Genomic DNA, 23735 nt, shown 5'->3' with positions numbered 1-23735 from the left:
CGCGGGCACACCGCAGCCGTTTGCGATTAGTCAACACGCCGATGGCTTCGTCATTCTAGGGCGGAGCAAGGAGCGAAGCGACGCGCGCAGACCCTAGAATCCATTCCGTGAGATTGATGCTTCGCTGCGGTGCGGAACAAGGCTTCTAAAAGCCCCTCTGCCCCCTCTGCGGCGTCGCATTCTTCGGCAGAGGTAACGGAATGGATCCTAGGGTCTTCGCTCCGCTTTGCGGAGCTTCGCCCTAGGATGACGACATTGGCCTAGAGCGGCACGACCTTACCCTCGGCCAACGTCACGCGCCGGTCCATGCGCGAGGCCAGCTCGTGGTTGTGGGTGGCGATCAGCGCCGCGAGCCCCGATTGCCTGACCAGCGCCTCCAGCGCATCGAACACATAGGAGGCGGTGACCGGATCGAGATTGCCGGTCGGCTCGTCTGCCAGGAGCACCAGTGGCGCGTTGGCGACCGCGCGGGCAATGGCTACGCGCTGCTGCTCGCCGCCGGAAAGCTCGGCCGGCCGGTGCTGCGCGCGCTTGCCGATCTGCATATAGTCGAGGAGCTGCGCCGCCCGCTCGGATGCTTCCTTGCGGCCGAGCCCCTTGATCAGCTGCGGCATCATGATGTTCTCGAGCGCGGAGAACTCCGGCAGCAAATGATGGAATTGATAGACGAAGCCGACATCGTTGCGGCGGATCGCGGTGCGCTCCTCGTCCGACAGCCGTCCGCACGCACGGCCGGCTAGGATCACGTCGCCCGCATCGGGCCGCTCCAATAGCCCCGCCGTGTGCAAAAGGGTGGACTTGCCGGTGCCCGACGGCGCCACCAGCGCCACCATCTCGCCGCGCCTGAGCGAAAAGTCGGCGCCGTTCAAAATGGTGAGCTTGCGCGGCCCTTGGACGTAGTGCCGCTCGACGCCCTTCAACTCGATAATGGCCTCGGCCATCATTCGTACCTCAAGGCTTCGACGGGATCGAGCCGGGCGGCCCGCCAGGCCGGGAACACCGTCGCGAGGAACGACAGGCCAAGCGCCATGATGACGACATAGGTGGTCTCGCGCGGATCCATCTTCGCCGGCAGCTGGCTGAGGAAATAGAGCTCGGGATTGAACAGGATCCTGCCGGTCATCCAGGAGAAGAACTGGCGGATCGATTCGATGTTGAGGCAGATGACGACGCCGAGCAGCACGCCGGCGATCGTGCCGGTGACGCCGATCGCCGCGCCAGTCATCAGGAAGATGCGCAGGATCGCGCCGCGCGAGGCGCCCATGGTGCGCAGGATGGCGATGTCGTGGCCCTTGTCCTTCACCAGCATGATGAGGCCGGAAATGATGTTGAGCGCCGCCACCAGCACGATCAGCGTGAGAATCATGAACATGACGTTGCGCTCGACCTGCAGCGCCGAGAAGAAGGTCTCGTTGCGCTGGCGCCAGTCGACGAGGTCGACCGGCCGCTGCGCCGCCTGCTCGACCAGCGGCTTCAGCGCGTCGACATTGTCGGGATTGTCGACATAGATCTCGATGGTCTGGGCTCGCCCGTCCATGTTGAAATAGAGCTGCGCTTCCGAGAACGGCATATAGACGATCGAGCTGTCATATTCCGACATGCCGACCTCGAAGATCGCCGCCACCTTGTAGCCCTTCATGCGCGGCGTGGTGCCGAGCGGCGTCACGTCGCCGTCCGGCGAGATCAGCGTGATGGTGTCGCCGAGCACCAGCCCGAGGCTTTCGGCCATGCGCTTGCCGATCGCCACGCCGTCGCCGGTATCGAAACCGTCGAGCGTGCCCTGCTTGATGTTGCTGGCGACGATCGAAATCTTGCCGAGGTCCTCGCCGCGGATGCCGCGCACCAGGGCGCCCGTGCCGCCGCCGACATTGCCTTGCGCCAGGACCTGGCCGTCGATCAGCGGGATGGCGTATTTGACGCCCGAAACACCGTTGATGCGGCTCGCCACCTGGGCGTAGTCCTCCAGCGGCGAATCGAGCGGCTGCACGATGAGATGGCCGTTGACGCCGAGGATGCGGGTCAGCAACTCGGCGCGGAAACCGTTCATCACGGCCATGACGACGATCAACGTCGCGACGCCGAGCATGATGCCGAGAAAGGAGATCGAGGCGATGACCGAGATCACCGTCTCCTTGCGGCGCGATCGCAGATAGCGCCACGCCACCATGCGCTCGAAGCCGGAGAAAGCGCCCGCCGCTGACCTGGCCGCTGCCGCCGCCTCGTTCATGAGGCGATACCCAGGCGCTTCTTGGCTTCCCCGACCGGCAGCGTCTCGCGCTCGCCCGACCTGCGGTTCTTGATCTCGATCTCGCCCGCGGCCACGCCGCGCGGACCGACGATCACCTGCCAGGGCAGGCCGATCAGGTCGGCGGTGGCGAACTTGCCGCCGGGACGCTGGTCGGTGTCGTCATAAAGCACGTCCTTGCCGGCTGCGTTAAGCGCCGCATAGAGCTCGGCGCAGACGCGGTCGCATTCGCCGTCGCCGACCTTCATGTTGATCAGGCCGATATCGAAGGGCGCCACCGCTTCCGGCCAGATGATGCCGTTCTCGTCATGGCTGGCCTCGATGATCGCCGCGACCAAGCGCGATGGACCGATGCCGTAGGAGCCGCCCGAGGCGTAATGGTCCTTGCCGTCGGGGCCGGTCACCTTGGCGTTCATCGGCTTGGAGTATTTCTCTCCGAAGTGGAAGATGTGGCCGACCTCTATGCCGCGCGCCGAGACCTGCTCGCTTGGCGGAACGTTCGCCCAGGCCGCCTCGTCATGCATCTCGTCGGTGGCGGCATAAGGCGTCGTCCACTTCTTCACGATGTCGCCGATCTCGGCGTCGTCGGAGAAGTTGGTGCCGGCGCCCGGCACGTCGAGGGTGAGATAGGCGCGGTCGCAGAATACCTGGCTCTCACCGGTCTCGGCCAAGATGATGAACTCATGGCTGAGGTCGCCGCCGATCGGACCGGTGTCGGCGCGCATTGGAATGGCCTGCAGGCCCATGCGTGTGAAGGTCCTGAGGTAGGAGACGAACATACGGTTGTAGGCGGCCTTGGCGCCCTCGAAATCGAGGTCGAAGGAATAGGCGTCCTTCATCAGGAACTCTCTGCTGCGCATGACGCCGAAGCGAGGGCGCACCTCGTCGCGGAACTTCCATTGAATGTGGTAGAGGTTGAGCGGCAGGTCCTTGTAGGACTTCACATAGGCGCGAAAAATCTCGGTGACCATCTCTTCGTTCGTCGGCCCGTAGAGCATGTCGCGGTCCTGGCGGTCCTTGATGCGCAGCATCTCCTTGCCGTAGTCGTTGTAACGGCCGCTTTCGCGCCAAAGATCCGCCGACTGGATGGTCGGCATCAAGATTTCCAGCGCGCCGGCGCGGTTCTGTTCCTCGCGGATGATCTGGCAGACTTTGTCCAGCACGCGCTTGCCGAGCGGTAGCCACGAAAAGCTGCCCTGCCCCTGCTGGCGGATCATGCCTGCGCGCAGCATCAGCCGATGCGAGACGATCTCGGCCTCGCGGGGATTTTCTTTGAGAATGGGCAGGAAATAGCGCGACAAACGCATGGACTGGTCCGTGAGTGAAAATGGCGGCGCTGGGAATCGGCGCAACCGAGGCTGCTTGCCCGGGCTTCATAGCCATTTCATGGCCGAATGGAAACCCGAGTGCCCCAAAGTATCGGGCCTTCTGCACCTTACCAAAAAGGCGATTTTGGCTGCAAAGTGCCGCAAATGGCTATTTGATCGATTCACAAGCAAGCCCTGCCGCACTATTGTGCAGTGCAGCACGATATTGCCTGTTTCGAGGCAAAATTCTTCGTGACATTTTCACCTGCCTTGGTCTAGTGTGCGCCGATAACCGAGAGGGCGGAGAAAAATCTGCTCTCCTACGCGGTCAAAGTCTTGGGAGGATGCGATCTAGGCGCGGTAACTCGCTGCCGCCGGACACCGGAAACGGATCGGACGCGTTTAAATTGCAAGGCCTTGTGCCTTGCATTTTTTTTGTGCAATCATCTGCTTAGCGCGATCATCTGCCAAACAGCGTCAGCCATGGTTAGCCGTCGAATTCGGAAGCCGGCTTCCGAATTCAACCTTGGCGCGCGTATGCTGCTTAATACTTGCGGAGACTGTATCTTCAGCGTCAGTGATGGGCATTCGGACTAAAGTCCGGCATGATCCGCATGATATCGTCGAAGCTGAATCCCAGGCCCATCGTCAGGCCGTAGAGAATGCCCATCACGACCACCGTCACGATCGTCGCGCGGGCGAAGGCGCGCAGCATGTGCGGGCCGCGCGGTGCGCTGGAAACGGTGCCAAGCGTGACATCCTGGTCGTCGTCCTGGGTGCGCAGGCTGAACGGCAGAACGACGAACAGCACCAGCCACCAGGTGACGAAGAACAGCGCGGCGAACAGGATCCAGTTCATGCCTGCTCCAGTTCGACCAGCGTGCCGAAGAAATCCTTGGGATGCAGGAACAGCACCGGCTTGCCATGTGCGCCGATCTTCGGATTGCCGTCGCCAAGCACACGCGCGCCGCTTTGCTTCAAATGATCGCGGGCGGCTAGGATATCGTCGACCTCATAGCAGACGTGATGCATGCCGCCCGAAGGGTTCTTCTCGAGGAACGCGGCGATAGGGGATGCCTCGCCCAGCGGCTCCAGCAACTCGATCTTGGTGTTGCCGACATCGATGAACGCCACGCTCACACCATGCTCCGGCAGCGCCTGCGGCTCGCTCAGCCGCGCGCCCAGCGTATCCCGATAGGCGGCCATTGCCGCGGCCAGATCCGGCACGGCAAGCGCGACATGGTTCAGGCGTCCAAGCATCGGCGGTTTCCTCAGGCAGTAGGCAGTAGGCAGTAGGCAGTAGGCAGTAGGGAAGAAGCAAATTTGGCGAGCTAAAAAGCAATCGCCTTTCCTATTGCCTACTGCCTAGTCCCTACTGCCTACTCCCTCATCTCGTAACAAACACCGTCACCAGCGGCTTCTTGCCCCAGGCTTCGTTGGCGGGGGCCCCCCCCGCGCACTGCGCGGCGCACCGCCTCCTGGACCAGGTCGAGGTCTTTTCGGCGCTGACGCGGAATGGAGTCCACCGCGCCGATTGCCGCATCGAGCATCAGGTCCTCCAGCGTCTCGCCGCGGGCATCCGCCTCGGCGACGCCGATCGCCACCAAGTCGGGGTCGCCGGCAAGCTCATATTTGTCGTCGAGCACGACATTGACCGCGACATGCCCGGCGAATGAAAGCTTGCGACGGTCGCGTATGCCCATCGCCTGGTCGGTGCCGATCAGCGAGCCATCCTTGTAAAGCCGCCCGAACGGCACCTGGTCGATGATCGTCGCCGGCCCTGGCCAGAGCCTCAGCATGTCGCCGTCGCGCACCTGCGCCACCTGGCAGATGCCCGACATCGACATCAGCGAGCCCTGCGCCACCAGATGCGCCGCCTCGCCATGCACGGGAACGCCGATCTGCGGCCGCACCCATTCATACATCTTGCGCAATTCGCTGCGGCGCGGGTGGCCGGAGACATGCACCAACGCGTCGCCGTCCTCGATGATCTTCATGCCGAGATCGATCAGCCGGTTCTTGATCTCGAGGATTCCCTTCTCGTTGCCGGGAATGGTGCGCGAGGAAAACACCACCGTGTCGCCGGCCGTCAGCGCCACCGACTTCATCTCGTCGCGTGAAAGCTTTGCCAGCGCCGCCAGCGGCTCGCCCTGGCTGCCGGTGCAGATGATCACCAGGTTCTCGCGCGGGATATAGCCATAGTCCTCCTCGGCGATGAACTCCGGCAGCCCCTCCATGTAGCCGAGCTCGCCCGCCACATCGATAACGCGCTTCAGCGATCGGCCGAGCACGAGGCATTGCCGGCCGGCATCGCGCGCCGCCTTGGCGATCGAGACGATACGCCCGACATTGGAGGAGAAGGTCGTGACCGCGACGCGCCCCTTCGCGCTCTCAATGACACCCTTGAGGCCTTCGCCGACAGCGACTTCCGACGGCGACTCCCCTTCCCTCAGCGCGTTGGTGGAATCGCAGATCAGCGCCAGCACGCCCTTGTCGCCATAGGCGCGGAAGCGTGCCTCGTCGGTCTTCGGGCCGATCGTCGGCGCCGGGTCTATCTTCCAGTCGCCGGTGTGGATGACGATCCCGGCAGGCGTGGTGATCGCCAGCGACATCGGCTCGGGAATCGAATGCGCCACGGGAATGGCCTCGATCTCGAAAGGTCCGATGGTGAATTTCTCACCGCCCCGGTAGATCGACGCCGGGATCTTCGGCGCGCCCTGCTCGCCCTGTCGCTTGGCCTCGAGCAGGCCGGCGGTGAACGGCGTCATCCAGACCGGGACTTTAAGCTTCGGCCAGATATCGAGCAGCGCCCCGTAATGATCCTCATGCGCATGGGTGATGACGATGCCGCGCAGGCCGTCGATATTCTCCTCGATGAAGCGCGTATCGGGCAGGATGAGATCAACGCCGGGATGTGCCGAGTCCGGAAAGGTGACGCCGACATCGACGATGATCCATTCGCGCGCATCGGCGGGCCCATAGCCGTAAAGGGCGAAGTTCATGCCGATCTCGCCGACGCCGCCCAGCGGCGCGAAGACGAGCTCGGCGTTTTCCTTATTCGCCATCAATTCTTTCCTTCCTGGCCGCTTTGGCCAAGCCGTTGGCGCAAACCCGGGAAAAGCGTGTCACCGCTTTCCGTACGGAATTGCACAAAAACAAAATTATATCCGGGCCGAGGCGACCGCGCCGAAATGCACGTCGCCGGCCGCGATCGTCAAAACCGATCCCTCATCGTCGCGGATCACAAAACGGCAGTCCTCGTCAATGGTTTCGAAGACGCCGCGCACCACATTGCCGTCAATTCTGACAGCAACCTCGCCGCCGAGCCCTGCCGCGCGGGCAAGCCAGCGCTTTCTGATAGCATCGAGCCCGCGCCCGTCATCCCATAGCCGGGCATTCTCGCTCCAGGCATCCGAAAGCGCCAGGAACAGCGTTTCGGCATCGCAAGTCGCGCCCAGCGCCTGCAGCGACGTCGCCGGATAAGGCAAATCCTCAGGGTAAGCCACGACATTGACGCCGATACCGATGGCGACGGCAAAGCGGCCGCCATCGAGCATCGCCGATTCCAACAGGATGCCAGCAAGCTTGGCGCCCGACGCCAGCACGTCGTTCGGCCATTTCAATTCGAAGCGGTTGCGGCCCTGGCTCGCGCCGTCGACGGCGACGGCGATCCGGCCCTTCGGCACGACGGCGTCGAGCGCGTCGGCCAGCGCCAGCCCGGCGACAAAGCCGAGCGTCGCGGCAAGCCGGAGCTCGCCGCCCGGAACCAGAAGCAGCGTCGCCGCGAGATTGCCTTCTGGCGTTGCCCAGACACGGCCGCGGCGGCCGCGGCCGCTTTCCTGCTTCTTCGAAACGACCCAGAGCTTGCCGGGATCGCCGGCGCGCGCGTGTTCCAGCGCCAGCGCATTGGTGGAGCCGACGCTGTCATGCGCCTCGAGCCGGAACCCCTCCGACGCCGCGGTTGGAGCCAGCCGAAATGCCATCCCGTCAGAAGAAGGTCTTGGCGGCGGCTTCGGCATAGCTGCCGATCGGCCCGCCGATCAGCACGTAGAACAGCACGAAGGCGCCGCTGACGCCGAGCACGAGGCGCAGCTCGCTGGCCATCGGCACGAAGCCGCCGACCGGCTCGTCGAACCACATGATCTTGATGATGCGCAGGTAATAATAGGCGCCCACCACCGAGGCCAGCACGCCGATGATCGCCAGCGCGTAGAGATGCGCGTTGATGGCGGCGAGGAACACGTACCACTTCCCCCAGAAGCCGGCGAGCGGCGGAATGCCGGCCAGCGAGAACATCAGGACGGTGAGGATGGTGGCCATGATCGGATTGGTCGAGGCGAGACCGGAAAGATCGCTGATCTGCTCGACATTGCCTTCCTTGCGCCGCATGGCGAGGATGAAGGCGAAAGTGCCGAGCGTCATCACCAGATAGATCAGCATGTAGATGGCGACGCCGCGCACGCCGGCCTGGCTGTTGGCGGCAAGGCCGACCAGCGCGTAGCCCATATGGCCGATCGAGGAATAGGCCATCAGGCGCTTGATGTTGGTCTGGCCGATGGCCGCGAAAGCGCCAAGCGCCATCGAGGCGATCGAGATGAAGACGACGATCTGCTGCCAGTCCGAGGCAATCGGCTTGAAGGCGCCCATGGTGACGCGCACGATCAGCGCCATCGCCGCCATCTTCGGGGCGGCTGCCAGGAACGCGGTGATCGGCGTCGGCGCGCCCTCATAGACGTCCGGCGTCCACATGTGGAACGGCACGGCCGAGATCTTGAAGGCAAGGCCTGCCAGCACGAACACCAGGCCGAAGACGAGGCCGAGCTGGCGCTCGCCGCTGCCAAGAGCCGTCGCGATTTCCTGGAAGCCGGTATTGCCGGTGTAGCCGTAAACGAGGCTGATGCCGTAGAGCAGCATGCCCGACGACAGCGCGCCGAGGACGAAGTATTTCAGACCGGCTTCGGTCGAGCGCAGATTGTCGCGGTTGATCGCCGCCAGCACATAGATCGCCAGCGACTGCAGCTCGAGCCCGAGATAAAGCCCGATCATGCCGTTGGCCGAAATCATCAACATCATGCCGAGCGTGCAGAGCAGCACCAGAACCGGGAATTCGAACTTGTCGAAATGCTCCTGGCGCGCAAAGCGCATCGACATGACCAGCGTCACCGCCGATCCGATCAGCGCCAGCATCTTCATGAAGGCGCTGAAGGCATCCTGCACGAAGGCGCCGCCATAGGCTGAGCCCTGCCCGCCGGAGAAGGCAAGCCAGAGCCCGGTCACCACCAGTACGATGACGGCCAGGCCGGTCACGGTCATGGTGCTGTTGGAGCGCGAATAGGCCCCGATCATCAGGAGCACGAGCGCACCGACGGCGAGGATCAGTTCCGGCGTCGAGAGCGAAAGGCTGGAGAGAAGGTCCGGCGTCATGGTCTATTCCCCAGTCAGTTCGCCGCCGCGGTCTGCGCGGAATTGATGGATGCGGTGACGTTGGTGACGAGCGTCTTGACCGACTGGGCCGTCGCGTCGAACACCGGCGCCGGGTAGACGCCGAAGAAGATGACCAGCACCACCAGCGGGTAGACGATCGCCTTCTCGCGCGGCGAAAGGTCGAGCAGGTTCTTCAGGCTATCCTTGGTCAGCGCGCCGAAGATCACCCGGCGATAGAGCCACAGCGCGTAGGCCGCCGACAGGATGACGCCGGTGGCGGCGAAGAACGCCACCCAGGTGTTGACCTTGAACACGCCGAGCATGGTCAGGAACTCGCCGATGAAGCCGCTGGTGCCGGGAAGGCCGACATTGGCCATGGTGAAGATCATGAACACGGTGGCGTATTTCGGCATGTTGTTGACGAGACCGCCATAGGCGTCGATTTCGCGCGTATGCATACGGTCGTAGATGACGCCGACGCACAGGAACAGCGCGCCCGAGACGAGGCCGTGGCTGAGCATCTGGAAGATCGCGCCCTGCACGCCTTCCTGGTTCATCGCGAAGATGCCCATGGTGACGAAGCCCATATGGGCGACCGACGAATAGGCGATCAGCTTCTTCATGTCCTCCTGCATCAGCGCCACCAGCGAGGTGTAGATGATGGCGACGACCGAGAGCGTGAACACCAGCGGCGCGAACATCGCCGACGCCTCCGGGAACATCGGCAGCGAGAAGCGCAGGAAGCCGTACCCGCCCATCTTCAGCAGGATGCCGGCCAGGATCACCGAACCGGCGGTCGGCGCCTCGACGTGGGCGTCCGGCAGCCAGGTATGCACCGGCCACATCGGCATCTTCACCGCGAAGGAGGCGAAGAAGGCGAGCCACAGCCAAGTCTGCATGTTGGCCGGGAAATTATGCGTCAGAAGCGTCGGAATGTCGGTGGTGCCCGACTGGAAGAACATCGCCATGATGGCGAGCAGCATCAGCACCGAGCCGGCGAGCGTGTAGAGGAAGAACTTGAACGAGGCATAGACGCGTCGCTTGCCGCCCCAGACGCCGATGATGATGAACATCGGAATCAGGCCAGCCTCGAAGAAGACGTAGAACAGCACGATGTCGAGCGCGCAGAACACGCCGATCATCAGCGTCTCGAGGATCAGGAAGGCGATCATATAGGCCTTGACCCGCTTCTCGATCGCATCCCAGGAGGCCAGTATGCAAAGCGGCATCAGGAAGGTGGTCAGGATGACGAACAGCATCGAGATGCCGTCGACGCCCATGTGGTAGGAAATGCCCGAATCCAGCCAGGCGTGCTTCTCGACGAACTGGAAGCCGGCCTGCGAATTGTCGAAGCCCGTCCAGATGAACAGCGAGATCACGAAGGTGAACGCCGTCGTGATGAATGCGATGGCGCGGATATTGCGGCGCGCGTTTTCGCTGTCGTCGCTGATGAACAGGATGAGCAGAACACCAACCAGCGGCAGGAAGGTGACCAGCGAGAGGATTGGCCAGTCGGTCATCAGAGCATCATCCAGGTGACGAGAGCGGCCACGCCGATCAGCATGGCGAAGGCGTAGTGATAGAGATAGCCGGTCTGCAGCTTGACGACCCTGTTGGTGACGTCGACGACGCGCGCCGAGATGCCGTCGGGGCCGAGGCCGTCAATGACGGCGCCGTCTCCGGTCTTCCACAGGAACCTGCCGAGGCGCTTCGCCGGCCGCACGAACAGGAAGTCGTAGAGCTCGTCGAAATACCACTTGTTGAGCAGGAACCCATAAAGCAGGCGATGATTGGCGGCGACGCTTCGGGGAAGTTCCGGCGAGCGAATATAGAGTTTCCAGGCCACCGCAAGGCCGATCAGCATGGCGACGAACGGGGCGAGCTCGACCCAGAGCGGCAATTCGTGGATCTCATGCAGGATCTGGTTTTCCGGCAGCGTGAACAGCGAAGCCTTCCAGAATTCGGCGTAACCCTCGCCGATGAAGGCGCCGTGGAAGATGATACCGGCAAACAGCGCGCCGGCGGCCAGCACATAGAGCGGCACCAGCATCACCGGCGGCGATTCGTGGACATGGTGCATGACCTCGTGGCTGGCGCGCGGCTCGCCGTGGAAAGTCATGAAGATCAGCCGCCAGGAATAGAAGCTGGTGAAGCAGGCGGCGACCACCAGCAGGATAAAGGCGAAGCCGGCGACCGCATTGTGGCTGGCGAAGGAGGTCGCGATGATGGCGTCCTTGGAGAAGAAGCCGGCAGTGCCGATCACCGTTGCCGGAATGCCGACGCCGGTCAGCGCCAGCGTGCCGACGATCATCATCCAGTAGGTCGCCGGGATGAGCCTGCGCAGGCCGCCCATCTTGCGCATGTCCTGCTCGTCGGACACGGCATGGATGACCGAGCCGGAGCCGAGGAACAGCAGCGCCTTGAAGAAGGCGTGCGTGAAAAGGTGGAAGATCGCCGCGCCATAAGCGCCGACCCCGAGCGCCACGAACATGTAGCCGAGCTGCGAGCAGGTCGAATAGGCGATGACGCGCTTGATGTCGTTCTGGACGAGGCCGACGGTCGCCGCGAAGAAGGCGGTGAATGCGCCGATGAAAGTGACGACGGTCAGCGCCGAATGCGACAGCTCGAACAGCGGCGAAAGCCTGGCCAGCATGAACACGCCGGCGGTCACCATGGTCGCCGCGTGGATCAGCGCGGAGACCGGCGTCGGGCCTTCCATCGCGTCCGGCAGCCAAGTGTGCAGCGGCACCTGCGCCGACTTGCCGATGGCGCCCATGAAGAGCAGCAGGCAGACCACCGTCAGCGCCGTCTGTTTGTCGAGCGCTTGGCCGAGGAAAGTGAGCACGGCAGCACCCGCCGGCGCGCCTTCGGCCGGCAGGAAGGATGCGGCATTGGCGAACACGGTGCTCAGATTGACCGAGCCGAACAGCACGAACACGCCGAAGATGCCGAGCGCGAAGCCGAAGTCGCCGACGCGGTTGACGACGAAAGCCTTGATGGCGGCGGCATTGGCCGACGGCTTCTTGTACCAGAAGCCGATCAAGAGATACGACGCGAGACCGACGCCCTCCCAGCCGAAGAACATCTGGATGAGGTTGTCGGCCGTCACCAGCATCAGCATGGCGAAGGTGAACAGCGACAGATAGGCGAAGAAACGCGGCCGGTTCGGATCGTAGTGCATGTAGCCGATCGAGTAGATATGGACCAGCGCCGACACGGTGTTGACGACGACCAGCATAACCACCGTCAGCGTATCGATCCTGAGCGCCCAGGAAGCATCGATGCCGCCCGACTGGATCCAGCGCAGCACCGGCACAGTGAACACTTCGCCATGGCCGAAGCCGACGGTGAAGAAGGCAACCCACGACAGCACCGCCGCGATCACCAGGAAGCCGGAGGTGATGTATTCGGAAGCCTTGGCGCCGAGCGAATTGCCGAACAGGCCGACGATCAGGAAGCCGAGCAGCGGAAGGAAGACGATAGCCTGATACATGATGGTTCCCGTCAACCCTTCATCGCGCTCACGTCTTCGACCGCGATCGAGCCGCGGTTGCGGAAGAAGACGACAAGAATGGCAAGTCCGATCGCGGCTTCAGCGGCTGCGACCGTCAGCACGAACAGGGCAAAGACCTGTCCGACAAGGTCATGCAGCGCCGCCGAGAAAGCGACGAAGTTGATGTTGACCGCAAGCAGGATGAGCTCGATCGACATCAGGATGACGATGATGTTGCGGCGGTTCAGGAAGATGCCGAACACGCCGAGCGTGAACAGGATCGCCGATACCGTCAGGTAATGTGCAATGCCGACGACCATCTCAGATGCCCTCGCCCGATTTGACCTTGCGGATTTCCATGCCCGTCGCTGGCGTGCGGGCGACCTGCGCGGCGATCGACTGCCGCTTGACGCCTTCCTTATGGCGCAGCGTCAAGACGATGGCACCGATCATGGCGACCAGCAGCACCAGGCCGGAAATCTGGAAATAATAGAGATAGTCCGTGTAGAGGATGTCGCCGAGCGCCGCAGTGTTGGAGCGCGTGGCGAGATCCGGCGTCGCCTTGGCGACCGTCGAGGCGAGCTGCGGCGCAAATGTGTAGCCGCCGAGCACTATGATCAGCTCGGCCGCCAGGATCAGCCCGACCAGCGCGCCGATCGGCGCGTATTGCAGCGCACCCTCTTTCATCTCGGCGAAGTCGACGTCGAGCATCATGACGACGAACAGGAACAGCACCATAACCGCGCCGACATAGACGACCAGCAGGATCATCGCCAGGAACTCGGCGCCGGTCAGCATGAACAGACCCGCGGCGTTGAAGAAGGTGAGGATCAGGAACAGCACGGAATGCACGGGGTTGCGCGACGAAATGACCATGAAGGCCGACGCCACGGCGATAAAGGCGAAGAGGTAGAAAAAGGCCGCCTCTAGTCCACTCAGCATGGGTTCCCCCGGGTTCCAAATTCCGACTCCGACCCGCCTCCGGTTCGAAACCGCGTGTTCCTTAGACGGACGACGTTGCGCCGTCCACTTTCTTGTTCTTTCTCCCCGTTTACAGGGAGAAGGTGGCCCGAAGGGCCGGATGAGGGGTACGCCAAGTTTCCAGAAGCTGGCGCCGCCCCTCATCTGCCTGCCGGCGTCTTCTCCCCGTAAACGGGGAGAAGCACGCTAATCACCTATACGGCGCATCCAGCGCGATGTTGCGCGCCAGCTCCCGCTCCCAGCGATCGCCGTTCGCGAGCAGCTTTTCCTTGTTGTAGTAGAGCTCCTCGCGCGTCTCGGTCGCGAATTCGAAATTGGGCCCTTCGACGATGGCGTCGACCGGGCAGGCTTCCTGGCAGAAGCCGCAATAGATGCACTTCACCATGTCGATGTCGTAGCGCACGGTGCGGCGCGTGCCGTCATTGCGGCGCGGGCCGGCCTCGATGGTGATGGCCTGCGCCGGACAGATCGCCTCGCAAAGCTTGCAGGCGATGCAGCGTTCCTCGCCGTTCGGATAGCGGCGCAGCGCATGCTCGCCGCGGAAGCGCGGGCTGATCGGCCCCTTCTCATGCGGATAGTTGATCGTTTCCTTCGGCGCGAAGAATTGGCGCATCGACAGGAAGAAGGCGCTGACGAAATCCTTCAGCAGCAGCGATTTTGCGGCCTGGGCCAGAGCGGACATCACGCAAACCCCGTGATCTTGAGGAAGGCCGCGGTGGCGACGACCATGAACAGCGAAATCGGCAGGAACACCTTCCAGCCCAGCCGCATCAGCTGGTCGTAGCGGTAGCGTGGCACAAAAGCCTTCACCATGGAGAACATGAAGAACATCAGGCAGATCTTCAGCACGAACCAGATCACCCCAGGTATCCAGGTGAAGGGCGCGAAGTTGAACGGCGGCAGCCAGCCGCCGAGGAACAGGATGGTCGCCAGCGCGCACATCAGGACGACGGCGACATACTCGCCGAGGAAGAACAGCAGGAACGGCGTCGACGAATATTCGACCATGTGGCCGGCGACGAGTTCCGATTCCGCTTCCACCAGGTCGAAAGGCGGACGGTTCGTCTCGGCAAGCGCGGAAATGAAGAACACCACGAACATCGGCAACAGCGACAGCCAATGCCAGTCAAGGAAGGTGTTGGGCAGGCCGAGCCGCGTGCCGAGACCGTCCTGCTGCGACATGACGATGTCGGAGAGGTTGAGCGAGCCGACGGTGAGCAGCACGGTGACGATGACGAAGCCGATCGAGACTTCGTAGGACACCATCTGCGCGGCCGAGCGCAGCGCGCCGAGGAACGGGTACTTCGAGTTCGATGCCCAGCCGCCCATGATCACGCCATAGACCTCGAGCGAGGAGATGGCGAAAACATAAAGGATGCCGACATTGATGTTGGCGATCGCCCAGCCCTCATTGACCGGAATGACCGCCCAGGCCGAAATCGCCAGCACCGCCGAGACCAGCGGCGCCAGAAGGAACACGCCCTTGTTGGCGCCCGACGGGATCACCGGCTCCTTGAAGACGAATTTCAGAAGGTCGGCAAAGGCCTGCAGCGTTCCCCACGGACCGACGACGTTCGGCCCGCGCCGCAATTGCACCGCCGCCCAGATCTTGCGGTCGGCATAAAGCAGATAGGCGACGCCGATCAGAAGCACGACGATCAGCACGACCGACTTCAACAGGATCAGCAGCGTCGGCAGCACATAGAAGGAGAAGAAGGTGTCCATGCTTATTCCGCCGCCTGCTTGAAGCCGCTCTTGGCCAGCGCCGAGCATTCGGCCATCACGGCCGACGCCCGCGCGATCGGGTTGGTGAGATAAAAATCCTTCACCGGCGAGGTGAACGTGCCCTTGTTAAGCCGGCCGCCGAGCTTCGCCACCTTGGCGATGTCATCGCCGCTGCCCGCCTGCACCTGGTCGATGCGGGCGAGATGCGGGAATTCGCCATAGAGCTTGGCACGCAGCTGCGCCAGCGAATCGAAGGGCAGCTTCTTGCCGAGCACGTCGGAGAGCGCCCGCAGGATCGCCCAGTCCTCGCGCGCCTCGCCAGGGGCGAAGCCGGCGCGGTTGGTCTGCTGCACGCGGCCTTCCGTGTTGACATAGGTGCCCGACTTCTCGGTGTAGGCCGCGGCCGGCAGGATGACATTGGCGCGGTGCGCGCCGGCATCGCCATGCGTGCCGATATAGACGACGAAGGCGCCGCCGGTCTTGGCCATGTCGATCTCGTCGGCGCCGAGCAGGAAGAGCACATCGGTGTCGCCCAGCATGCCGGCGACGTTCTTGCCGCCCTCGCCCGGCACGAAGCCGACATCGAGGCCGCCGACTCTTGCCGCTGCGTTGTGCAGCACCGCAAAGCCGTTCCACTCGGCCGTGACCGCGTTGACGGCAGCCGCGAGCCTGGCTGCCTGGCCGAGTACGGCCGCGCCGTCGGTGCGCGCCAGCGCGCCCTGGCCCACGATGATCAGCGGATGCGTGGCCTTGCTCAGCACCTCGAAGAACTTGCCGTTGCCGTCGGCAAGGTCCTTGAGCGATTCCGGGCCGGCGCCGATCAGCTCATAGTCGTAGCGTGTGTCGCCGATCTCGCCGATGACGCCGACCGGCAGATTGCCGACGCGCCAACGCTTGCGGATGCGAGCGTTGAGCACAGAGGCCTCGAAGCGCGGATTGGCACCGATGATCAGCACCGCATCGGCCTGCTCGATGCCTTCGATGGTCGGGTTGAAGATATAGCTGGCGCGGCCGAGCGACGGATCGAGCGCGGCGCCATCCTGGCGGCAGTCGATGTTCTTGGAGCCGAGCGCGGCCATCAGCAGCTTGAGCGCGTAGATTTCTTCGACCGCGGCGAGATCGCCGGCGATGGCGCCGATCCGCTCGGGTGCGGTCTTTGCAACCTCGTCCTTGATCGCTGCGAAGGCCTCCGCCCAGCTTGCCGAAACGAGCCTGCCGTTCTTGCGCACGTAAGGGCGGTCTAGGCGCTGCGTGCGCAGGCCGTCCCAGATGAAACGGGTCTTGTCGGAGATCCACTCCTCGTTCACCGCCTCGTTGACGCGCGGCAGGATGCGCATCACCTCGCGACCGCGGCTGTCGACGCGGATCGCCGAGCCGACTGCGTCCATGACGTCGATCGATTCCGTCTTCGTCAGCTCCCACGGCCGTGCCTGGAAGGCGAACGGCTTGGAGGTCAGCGCGCCGACCGGGCACAGATCGATGACATTGCCCTGCAGCTCCGACGTCATCGCCTGTTCGAGATAGGTGGTGATCTCGGCATCCTCGCCGCGGCCGATCAGGCCGAGCTCGGAAATGCCGGCGACCTCGGTGGTGAAGCGGACGCAGCGCGTGCAATGGATGCAGCGGTTCATCACCGTCTTGACCAGTGGGCCGATATACTTGTCCTCGACCGCGCGCTTGTTCTCGTGATAGCGCGAGGAATCGACGCCGAAGGCCATCGCCTGGTCCTGCAGGTCGCATTCGCCGCCCTGGTCGCAGATCGGGCAATCGAGCGGATGATTGATCAACAGGAATTCCATCACGCCTTCGCGGGCCTTCTTGACCATCGGCGTGTTGGTGAAGATTTCCGGCGGCTCGCCATTCGGGCCGGGACGCAGGTCGCGCACGCCCATGGCGCAGGAGGCCTGTGGCTTGGGCGGACCGCCCTTCACCTCGATCAGGCACATGCGACAATTGCCGGCGATCGACAGGCGCTCGTGGAAGCAGAAGCGCGGCACTTCCGCGCCGGCGTCCTCGGCCGCCTGCAGCAGCGTGTAATGGTCGGGTACCGTGATCTCTTTCCCGTCGACCTTTAGCTTTGCCATTCGCCTCAAACCTCTGCGGATGTCCCGCAATCTATCCTTCCGGGCGCGACTGAAGCCGCGCCCGGCATTTCAATTCACTTCTTCGCGGCGAGCGCCGCGGCCTGGGCAGTCCAGTTGTCGCGGCCGATACGGCCGGCGAGCGACAGGTAATCTTCCACCCAGGCGATCTCTTCCGAGGTCCAGGCGGCGATCTGGCCATAGGTCCAGATGCCGAGACCGTTGAGCACCTTCTCCAGCTTCGGTCCGACACCCGAAATCGCCTTCAGGTCCGACGGATTCGCCGGCTTGTCGACGGCCTTAGGCTGCCTGAAATCCTCAGGCATCAGCCCCGTTGCGGCCGGTTGGGCGACAATATCGGCCCCGGTCGCGTCGAGCGCCTTCTCGGTCGCGTTCGCCGCTATGTCGGTCACATCCTGGGCGAAGGTCTGAGCCCTGGCGATCAACGTCTCGGTCGCCTTGCGCGCCTTGGAGGCGTTGGCGGCCGCTTCATGCTGCGCCTCGAGATCGTCGAGGAAGGGCTGGAACATGCGCTGCGAAGCCTCCAGCGCGCCGGTGAACGCGCCCATCCACATGCCGACGGCGTGGTTGGCCAGACCGATGCTGAGCGCCGACATCGCGGCGGCACCCGCGACTGGATGCGCCAGAAGGTTGACGGCGCTGGCCATCTCCTTCGGCATCATCTTGGTCAGGTCCTGGTTCATCTTCTCGAGTTGGTCCAAATCAGGCACAAACGGATAGGGTATCGAATACGGCGCCATAGAGATCTCCTGGTCGTTTCTTCGTATGCCCGCCCCAGTTTTTCAGTCTTCGGGCCAAGCCCGTATTTCGTAGTCTTATTCCGCCGCCACCATCACCGGCTCGACCCGGTGCGCGTTGCGCGAAAACTCGTCGATGCGGCGTTCCACCTCGCCGCGGAAATGCCGCATCAGGCCCTGAATCGGCCAGGCGGCCGCATCGCCCAGCGCGCAAATTGTGTGGCCCTCGACCTGCTTGGTGACGTCGAGCAGCATGTCGATCTCGCGCTTCTGCGCCTCGCCGCGCACCAGCCGCTCCATCACCCGCCACATCCAGCCGGTGCCTTCGCGGCACGGCGTGCACTGGCCGCAGCTCTCATGCTTGTAGAAGTAGGACAGCCTGGCGATCGCCTTCACGATATCCGTCGACTTGTCCATGACGATGACGGCCGCCGTGCCAAGGCCGGATTTCAGGTCGCGCAGCGCGTCGAAATCCATCGGCGCATCGATGATCTGCTCGGCCGGCACCAGCGGCACTGAAGCGCCGCCCGGAATGACCGCGAGCAGATTGTCCCAGCCGCCGCGGATGCCGCCGCAATGCGTCTCGATCAGCTCGCGGAACGGGATCGACATCGCTTCTTCGAAAGTGCACGGATTGTTGACGTGGCCGGACACGCAGAACAGCTTGGTGCCGGCATTGTTCGGGCGACCGAAGGACGAGAACCAGGCGGCGCCCCGGCGCAGAATGGTCGGCGCCACCGCGATCGATTCGACGTTGTTGACGGTGGTCGGGCAGCCATAGAGGCCGACATTGGCCGGGAATGGCGGCTTCAGCCGCGGCTGGCCCTTCTTGCCTTCCAGGCTTTCGAGCAGCGCCGTCTCCTCGCCGCAGATATAGGCGCCGGCGCCATGATGCATGTAGATGTCGAAGTCGTAGCCGGATGTGTTGTTCTTGCCGATCAGCTTGGCCGCGTAAGCCTCGTCGATGGCGCGCTGCAGCGCCTCACGCTCGCGGATGAACTCGCCGCGCACATAGATGTAGGCGGCGATCGCGCCCATCGCGAAGCCGGCGACCAGCGCGCCTTCGACCAGCGTGTGCGGATCGTTGCGCAGGATATCGCGGTCCTTGCAGGTGCCCGGCTCGGATTCGTCGGCATTGATGACCAGATAGCTCGGCCGTCCGTCGCTCTGCTTGGGCATGAACGACCACTTCAACCCCGTCGGGAAGCCGGCGCCGCCACGGCCGCGCAGGCCCGACGCCTTCATCTCGTTGATGATCCAGTCGCGCCCCTTGGCGACGAGGCCTGGCGTGTCGTCCCAGATGCCGCGCGACTGCGCGCCGGCCAGCGACTTGTCGAACAGGCCGTAGATGTTGGTGAAGATGCGGTCTTTGTCCTGAAGCATTTTTCGTCCCTCAGACCGGCTTCTTGCCGAAGACGCGGATGTATTCGGCGACGCCGCCCTTGGCGAGCGCCTTGGCCTGCTTCACCCAGTCGTCGCGCTCGATGCGGCCGCGGAAATTGAGATAGCCGTCGACCCATTCGCGCTCGGCCTTCTTCCAGGCGGCGACCTGCGCGAAGGTGTAGATGCCCAGCGAATGCAGGCTGCCTTCTATCTTCGGGCCGACGCCTGAGATCAGCTTGAGATCGTCGACCGTTGCCGGGCGCTCGATGCCGGCCGGCCGGTTCTTGTCGTCGAGCGAAGGTTTCGTCGTCTTGGCGACAGGCTGCTTGGTTTCCGGCGCCTTGAAAGCGGTGACCGGCTCGGCCTTGGTCTTCGGCCCGCTGCGCGGCTTTGAAACCGCCTCGACTTCCGGAGAAGCCTGATTGGCGTTGGCGGCCGAATGGCGCGGCGCCCTGACGCTGGCGCCATTCTCGGTGGCCGGGGCGACCTTGACCGGGGACGGCGTGTTGAGCGCCGGGCTGGTTTCAGCCGCATGGGTCTTCGGCTTGCTGGATTTTGACGGTCCAATCGGGCCAGAGGCGGCCGTAGCCGGCGCCGAAGCTGCCGGCGCAGCGGGTGCCGGGGCTGCGGCGGGAGTTGCAGGCGGCGCCGACGCGAGAGCTTCCTTGGCGGCTTTCGCCGCCGCCCTGGCTTCCTTGTCGCGCGTCGACTTCAGGATCGCCTTTTCGCTGGTCAGCGTCGTCAGCCCGGTAGCCGGCTCGGACCCGTGGCGGCCGTTCTGCGGACCAGGCGTCACCTCGGCGCCCTTGCCGGCGTCGTAGAGATCGATGATCTCGGCCAGCCGCTCGGGCGTCAGGTCCTCGAAAGTGTCCTTGAAGATCATGACCATCGGCGCGTTGACGCAGGCGCCGAGGCATTCGACCTCCTCCCACGACAGCGTGCCCTTGTCGTTAGTATGGAACTGGTCGTGATGGATTTTCGAACGGCACACATCCATCAGCGCTTCGGAGCCGCGCAACATGCAGGGCGTGGTGCCGCAGACCTGGATATGCGCGCGCGTGCCGACCGGATTGAGCTGGTACTGCGTATAGAAAGTCGCGACTTCGAGGCCACGGATGCGCGGCATGCCGAGCATGTCCGAGATCGTCTCGATCGCCGCCTTGGTGACCCAGCCTTCCTGCTCCTGCGCGATCATCAGCAACGGGATGATCGCCGACTGCTCGCGCCCCTTCGGGTATTTGGCGATCCACTGCTGGGCGGCCGCCGCGTTCGCCTCGTTGAAGGCGAAGGTGGCAGGCTGGAGGCTGGCTTCTGCAAGACGGCGGACTGACATTTAGCGATCGACCTCACCAAACACGATGTCGAGGGAGCCAAGCACGGCGGTGACGTCGGCCAGCATGTGGCCGCGGCACAGGAAATCCATGGCTTGCAGATGCGCGAAACCGGGCGCGCGCAGCTTGCAGCGATAGGGCTTGTTGGTGCCGTCGGAGACCAGGTAGACGCCAAATTCGCCCTTCGGTGCCTCGACGGCCGCATAGACCTCGCCGGCCGGCACGCGGTAGCCCTCGGTATAGAGCTTGAAGTGATGGATCAGCGCTTCCATCGAGCGCTTCATCGCGGCGCGCTTCGGCGGCACGACCTTGCCGTCGAGGTTCGACACGGGGCCGGCGCTTTCCTTGCCGAGCAGCAGATCGACGCACTGGCGCATGATCTTCGCCGACTGGCGCATCTCTTCCATGCGCACAAGGTAACGGTCGTAGCAGTCGCCGTTCTTGCCGATCGGAATGTCGAAATCCATCTCGGAATAGCATTCATAGGGCTGCGATTTGCGCAGGTCCCAGGCGGCGCCCGAGCCGCGCACCATCACGCCAGAAAAGCCCCAGGCCCAGGCGTCGGCCAGGGACACCGTGCCGATATCGACATTGCGCTGCTTGAAGATGCGGTTGCCGGTCAAGAGCGCGTCGAGATCGTCGATCGACTTCAGGAACGGGTCGATCCACTTGCCGATGTCCTCGACCAGCTTCTGCGGCAGGTCCTGATGAACGCCGCCCGGCCGGAAATAGGCCGCATGCATGCGCGAACCCGAGGCGCGCTCGTAAAACACCATTAGCTTTTCGCGTTCGACGAAGCCCCAAAGCGGTGGCGTCAGCGCGCCGACATCCATGGCCTGCGTCGTCACATTCAAGATGTGCGACATGATACGGCCCATCTCGGAATAGAGCACCCGGATCAGTTGCCCACGCTTCGGCACCTCGATGCCGAGCAGGCGCTCGGCCGCGAGAGCGAAGGCATGCTCCTGGTTCATCGGCGCGCAATAATCGAGCCGGTCGAGATAAGGCACGGCCTGCAGATAAGTCTTGGCCTCGATCAGCTTCTCGGTGCCGCGATGCAGCAGACCGATATGCGGATCGACGCGGTCGACCACCTCGCCGTCCAGCTCCAGCACCAGGCGCAAAACGCCATGCGCCGCAGGATGCTGCGGGCCGAAGTTGATGTTGAAGTTGCGGACGGAGGTTTCAGCCATGGGTCGCCCTACTGTTTCGCCTTCTCATCCCCGGGAAGCACGTAATCCGTTCCTTCCCACGGGCTCAAGAAGTCGAAATTTCTGAATTCCTGCTTCAATTCCACCGGCTCGTAGATCACCCGCTTGGCCTCGTCGTCGTAGCGCACCTCGACGAAACCGGTCAGCGGGAAATCCTTGCGCAGCGGATGCCCCTCGAAACCATAGTCGGTGAGAATGCGGCGCAGGTCCGGATGGCCCGAGAACAGCACGCCGTAAAGGTCGTAGGTCTCGCGCTCGAACCAGTCGGCACCCGGATAGACGCCGGTCAGCGACGGCACCAGCGTCTCCTCGTCGGCCTGGACCTTGAGCCTGATGCGGACATTCTGCTTCGGCGACAATAGGTGATAGACGACGTCGAAGCGCCTGGCGCGCGACGGGTAGTCCGCTCCGCAGACATCGATGATCGAGATGAACTGGCAGCGCGGATCGTCGCGCAGGAAGGTCGCGACCTCGATCAGGTTGCCCGGTTCAACCGAAACCGTCAGCTCACCATAGGCAAGCACGGCTTCGCCAATGCGGCCGGAGAGCTTCTCGCCGAGATAGATGGAGAGTTCGTTCAACGCCAGGGTCATCGGCTCACCGTTCGATCGTGCCGGTGCGGCGGATCTTCTTCTGCAGAAGGAGAATGCCGTAGAGCAGCGCCTCCGCGCTCGGCGGGCAGCCGGGCACATAAATGTCGACCGGCACGACGCGGTCGCAGCCGCGCACCACCGAATAGGAATAGTGGTAGTAGCCGCCGCCATTGGCGCAGGAGCCCATCGAGATGACGTAGCGCGGCTCCGGCATCTGGTCGTAGACCTTGCGCAGCGCCGGCGCCATCTTGTTGGTCAGCGTGCCGGCGACGATCATAATGTCGGACTGGCGCGGCGACGCGCGCGGGGCGACGCCGAAACGCTCCGAGTCATAGCGCGGCATCGAGGTGTGGATCATCTCGACCGCGCAGCAGGCGAGGCCGAAAGTCATGAACATCAGCGAGCCGCTGCGCGCCCAGGTGATCAGTGCCTCGGTCGAGGTGACGAGAAAACCCTTGTCGGCCAGCTCATTGTTGATTTCGAGGAAGAAGGGATCGTCCTCCCCCACCGGCCTGCCGGTGTTGGGGTCGATGATGCCCTTGGGCTTCGGCGCGACGAGGGTGCCTGAACTATCGTTCAATCCCATTCCAGCGCTCCTTTTTTCCATTCATAGGCAAAACCGATGGTCAACACCGCCAGGAACACCATCATCGACCAGAAGCCGAGCATGCCGAGCTTCGAGAAGGACACCGCCCACGGGAACAGGAAGGCGACCTCGAGATCGAAGATGATGAACAGGATCGACACCAGGTAGAAGCGGATGTCGAACTTCATGCGGGCGTCGTCGAACGAGTTGAACCCGCATTCATAGGCGGAAAGCTTTTCCGGGTCGGGATTGCGGTAGGCGACAAGGAACGGAGCGATGATGAGCGCCAGACCGACGATCATCGCCACGGCGATGAACAGCACGATAGGCAGGTACGAACTTAGGAGTGCGCTCATGCGGCGACTTTCCTTCGGCGGGGGCAGTTCATTTTGATTACAGCAACGAACTCTAATGCGGAAGCGTGACAGATTAACCGCTGAACCGTTTTAAGGGGCCCATGCTGCAACGCGGCGAGGGTTAGCGCAGCGGTTTCGGTGACGCAAGTCAAACGTTGTTCAAATCGCGGCTCTGGACGCCTTATCGGAAGAAACTGGTCCGATCCGCTCCTGTTTGATTTCCTTCAGTTTTTACTCCAGTTTTCTCTCCTGACATATCTC

The 23735-nt window shown here is 63.3% G+C and carries 21 protein-coding genes and 1 pseudogene; all 22 read right to left on the bottom strand.

From position 1 onward, the window contains the following. Nucleotides 1-260: 260 nt before the first annotated feature. The 22 genes and pseudogenes from LB525_RS16950 to LB525_RS16845 all read right to left on the bottom strand — a co-directional run bounded on the left by LB525_RS16950 (nt 261) and on the right by LB525_RS16845 (nt 23474). Complete coding sequence (locus LB525_RS16950; protein ID WP_176476897.1) at nt 261-944, bottom strand: ABC transporter ATP-binding protein; 684 nt, start codon at nt 942-944, stop codon at nt 261-263. Beyond that, on the bottom strand, nt 941-2227 hold the full coding sequence (locus LB525_RS16945) for a lipoprotein-releasing ABC transporter permease subunit (RefSeq protein WP_140839951.1): 1287 nt from the start codon (nt 2225-2227) through the stop codon (nt 941-943). Before LB525_RS16945 ends, LB525_RS16950 begins: the two co-directional genes overlap by 4 nt. Further along, complete coding sequence (gene proS / locus LB525_RS16940; RefSeq protein WP_224545463.1) at nt 2224-3552, bottom strand: proline--tRNA ligase; 1329 nt, start codon at nt 3550-3552, stop codon at nt 2224-2226. The genes LB525_RS16945 and proS overlap by 4 nt, the downstream gene beginning before the upstream one ends. Nucleotides 3553-4126: 574 nt before the next feature. Continuing rightward, nucleotides 4127-4411 (bottom strand): DUF1467 family protein, encoded by a 285-nt coding sequence (locus LB525_RS16935; RefSeq protein WP_095764873.1) that lies wholly within the window; start codon nt 4409-4411, stop codon nt 4127-4129. Beyond that, nucleotides 4408-4812 carry a methylmalonyl-CoA epimerase gene (gene mce, locus LB525_RS16930; RefSeq protein WP_224545462.1) on the bottom strand — a complete coding sequence of 135 codons (405 nt, stop codon included), beginning with the start codon at nt 4810-4812 and terminating at the stop codon, nt 4408-4410. Before mce ends, LB525_RS16935 begins: the two co-directional genes overlap by 4 nt. Before the next feature lie 127 nt (nt 4813-4939). Further along, nucleotides 4940-6617 (bottom strand): annotated as a pseudogene (locus tag LB525_RS16925) (ribonuclease J). 96 nt (nt 6618-6713) lie between these two features. Next, nucleotides 6714-7535 carry a biotin--[acetyl-CoA-carboxylase] ligase gene (locus LB525_RS16920; protein WP_224545461.1) on the bottom strand — a complete coding sequence of 274 codons (822 nt, stop codon included), beginning with the start codon at nt 7533-7535 and terminating at the stop codon, nt 6714-6716. A gap of 4 nt (nt 7536-7539) precedes the next feature. Continuing rightward, the gene (gene nuoN / locus LB525_RS16915) at nt 7540-8976 is read right to left on the bottom strand and encodes an NADH-quinone oxidoreductase subunit NuoN (RefSeq protein WP_224545460.1); all 1437 of its coding nucleotides are present in this window, start codon (nt 8974-8976) and stop codon (nt 7540-7542) included. 14 nt (nt 8977-8990) lie between these two features. Further along, nucleotides 8991-10496: an NADH-quinone oxidoreductase subunit M gene (locus tag LB525_RS16910; RefSeq protein WP_140839940.1), complete on the bottom strand. Its 1506-nt coding sequence runs from the start codon at nt 10494-10496 to the stop codon at nt 8991-8993. Beyond that, on the bottom strand, nt 10496-12469 hold the full coding sequence (nuoL, locus tag LB525_RS16905) for an NADH-quinone oxidoreductase subunit L (RefSeq protein WP_224545459.1): 1974 nt from the start codon (nt 12467-12469) through the stop codon (nt 10496-10498). The genes LB525_RS16910 and nuoL overlap by 1 nt, the downstream gene beginning before the upstream one ends. Before the next feature lie 11 nt (nt 12470-12480). Further along, complete coding sequence (gene nuoK, locus LB525_RS16900) at nt 12481-12789, bottom strand: NADH-quinone oxidoreductase subunit NuoK (protein ID WP_027168992.1); 309 nt, start codon at nt 12787-12789, stop codon at nt 12481-12483. Nucleotide 12790: 1 nt separating this feature from the next. Next, nucleotides 12791-13411 (bottom strand): NADH-quinone oxidoreductase subunit J, encoded by a 621-nt coding sequence (locus LB525_RS16895; RefSeq protein ID WP_140724960.1) that lies wholly within the window; start codon nt 13409-13411, stop codon nt 12791-12793. 229 nt (nt 13412-13640) lie between these two features. Further along, complete coding sequence (gene nuoI, locus LB525_RS16890) at nt 13641-14132, bottom strand: NADH-quinone oxidoreductase subunit NuoI (RefSeq protein WP_095764866.1); 492 nt, start codon at nt 14130-14132, stop codon at nt 13641-13643. Continuing rightward, the gene (gene nuoH / locus LB525_RS16885; RefSeq protein WP_095764865.1) at nt 14132-15175 is read right to left on the bottom strand and encodes an NADH-quinone oxidoreductase subunit NuoH; all 1044 of its coding nucleotides are present in this window, start codon (nt 15173-15175) and stop codon (nt 14132-14134) included. The genes nuoI and nuoH overlap by 1 nt, the downstream gene beginning before the upstream one ends. A 2-nt stretch (nt 15176-15177) precedes the next feature. After that, nucleotides 15178-17259: an NADH-quinone oxidoreductase subunit NuoG gene (nuoG, locus tag LB525_RS16880; RefSeq protein WP_224545458.1), complete on the bottom strand. Its 2082-nt coding sequence runs from the start codon at nt 17257-17259 to the stop codon at nt 15178-15180. A 74-nt stretch (nt 17260-17333) separates the two neighbouring features. Further along, nucleotides 17334-18017 (bottom strand): NADH-ubiquinone dehydrogenase, encoded by a 684-nt coding sequence (locus LB525_RS16875; protein ID WP_224545457.1) that lies wholly within the window; start codon nt 18015-18017, stop codon nt 17334-17336. A 75-nt stretch (nt 18018-18092) separates the two neighbouring features. Next, nucleotides 18093-19397 (bottom strand): NADH-quinone oxidoreductase subunit NuoF, encoded by a 1305-nt coding sequence (nuoF, locus tag LB525_RS16870; RefSeq protein WP_095764862.1) that lies wholly within the window; start codon nt 19395-19397, stop codon nt 18093-18095. A gap of 10 nt (nt 19398-19407) precedes the next feature. After that, the gene (locus LB525_RS16865; protein ID WP_224545456.1) at nt 19408-20730 is read right to left on the bottom strand and encodes an NADH-quinone oxidoreductase subunit E; all 1323 of its coding nucleotides are present in this window, start codon (nt 20728-20730) and stop codon (nt 19408-19410) included. Beyond that, on the bottom strand, nt 20731-21921 hold the full coding sequence (locus tag LB525_RS16860) for an NADH-quinone oxidoreductase subunit D (protein ID WP_095764860.1): 1191 nt from the start codon (nt 21919-21921) through the stop codon (nt 20731-20733). 8 nt (nt 21922-21929) lie between these two features. Next, the gene (locus tag LB525_RS16855) at nt 21930-22532 is read right to left on the bottom strand and encodes an NADH-quinone oxidoreductase subunit C (RefSeq protein ID WP_224545455.1); all 603 of its coding nucleotides are present in this window, start codon (nt 22530-22532) and stop codon (nt 21930-21932) included. A 4-nt stretch (nt 22533-22536) separates the two neighbouring features. Next, entirely contained in the window at nt 22537-23118 is a 582-nt protein-coding gene (locus LB525_RS16850) for a NuoB/complex I 20 kDa subunit family protein (RefSeq protein ID WP_015317338.1), read from the bottom strand. Beyond that, nucleotides 23109-23474, bottom strand: coding sequence for an NADH-quinone oxidoreductase subunit A (locus LB525_RS16845; RefSeq protein WP_042643187.1), 366 nt, complete (start codon nt 23472-23474; stop codon nt 23109-23111). Before LB525_RS16845 ends, LB525_RS16850 begins: the two co-directional genes overlap by 10 nt. Between the last annotated feature and the right edge of the window lie 261 nt (nt 23475-23735).

Source organism: Mesorhizobium sp. CA16, assembly GCF_020165175.1.
Taxonomy (GTDB): domain Bacteria; phylum Pseudomonadota; class Alphaproteobacteria; order Rhizobiales; family Rhizobiaceae; genus Mesorhizobium.
The sequence above is the reverse complement of the archived record's forward strand: the minus strand, read 5'-3'. Positions and strand labels throughout refer to the sequence as shown.